The organism is Ferrovibrio sp. (assembly GCF_041906005.1).
Classification (GTDB): Bacteria; Pseudomonadota; Alphaproteobacteria; order Ferrovibrionales; family Ferrovibrionaceae; genus Ferrovibrio.
In genome coordinates, this window is record NZ_JAYRJY010000020.1 from 1 (window position 1) to 1,390 (window position 1,390).

At 65.6% G+C, this 1,390-nt stretch carries 1 protein-coding gene; it reads left to right on the forward strand.

Features of this window, described 5'->3' with window-relative positions:
• Nucleotides 1–53 precede the first annotated feature (53 nt).
• Entirely contained in the window at nt 54–1,319 is a 1,266-nt protein-coding gene (locus ACE3OO_RS20225; RefSeq protein ID WP_269633696.1) for an IS256 family transposase, read from the forward strand.
• Nucleotides 1,320–1,390: the final 71 nt, after the last annotated feature.

A 1,390-nucleotide genomic window follows, 5' to 3' on the forward strand; every position in this document is an offset into this window, starting at 1 on the left:
GGGCCTGTCAGGATTTTTGTGTGCGAGGGATAGCATGACGACCAGGAGCATCTATGCCAAGCAAGAAGAAGCCGGCGGGAGCCGGCATGACGGCACTGCCGTCGATCCCCAAGGAACTCATTGAGCAACTGAGCGGCGGCACCACGCCGATGACAGCCGAGCAGATCAATGCCGCGACCATGGCGCTGAAGAAGGCGTTGATCGAGCGCGCGCTGGGCGCGGAGCTGTCGCACCACCTGGGCTATCCGGCCGGCGCTGCCCGGCCCGAGGAAGCCGGCAACCAGCGCAATGGCAAGTCCGCCAAGACCGTGCTGACCGAGGACGGCCCGCTGCGCATCGAGGTGCCGCGCGACCGCGCCGGCTCCTTCGAACCGATCTTGATCCCCAAGCATGAGCGGCGCTTCACCGGCTTCGACGACAAGATCGTGGCCATGTACGCGCGCGGCATGACGGTGCGCGAGATCCAGGGCTTCCTGGCCGAGCAGTACGGCACCGAGGTGAGTCCGGAGTTCATCAGCTCCGTCACCGACGCCGTGATGGCCGAGGTCACGGCCTGGCAGAGCCGGCCGCTGGAGCCGATGTACCCGGTGGTGTTCTTCGACGCGCTGCGCGTGAAGATCCGCGAGGATGCGGTGGTGCGCAACAAGGCCATCTACCTGGCGCTGGGCGTGCTGCCCGACGGCACGCGCGACATCCTGGGCCTGTGGATCGAGAACACCGAGGGGGCCAAGTTCTGGATGAAGGTCTTCAACGATCTCAAGACCCGCGGCGTGGCGGACATCCTGATCGCCGTCACGGACGGGCTCAAGGGCATCCCCGAGGCGCTTGCGGCGGTATTCCCGGCTACGACGCTGCAGACCTGCATCGTGCACCTGATCCGCAACAGCCTGGACTTCGCGAGCTGGAAGGATCGCAAGGCGCTGGCAGCGGCCTTGAAGCCCGTCTACACGGCCGCCAGCGCCGAAGTGGCACAGGCCGAACTCGATGCCTTCGAGACCGGGCCCTGGGGCCAGAAGTTCCCGACCGTGACAGCCACTTGGCGCCGGGCCTGGGACCGCGTCATTCCGTTCTTCGCCTTCAGCCCGGCGGTGCGGCGCGTGATCTACACGACCAACGCCATCGAGAGCATTCACAGCCGGCTGCGCAAGATCATCAAGACGCGAGGGCACTTCCCCAGCGATGACGCAGCGACCAAGCTGCTGTGGCTGGCGCTGCGCAACATCACAGCCGATTGGGGCCGCGCGGCCAAGGAATGGAAGGAGGCTATGAACCAGTTCGCCATTGCCTACGGCGAGCGCTTCACACGGCCTGCCGCGTAATATGCGGCGCGGGTCCGTCTGAATTGATGGGCCCTAGATGGAGCCTCGAACACAGAAATTCAGACAGCCCC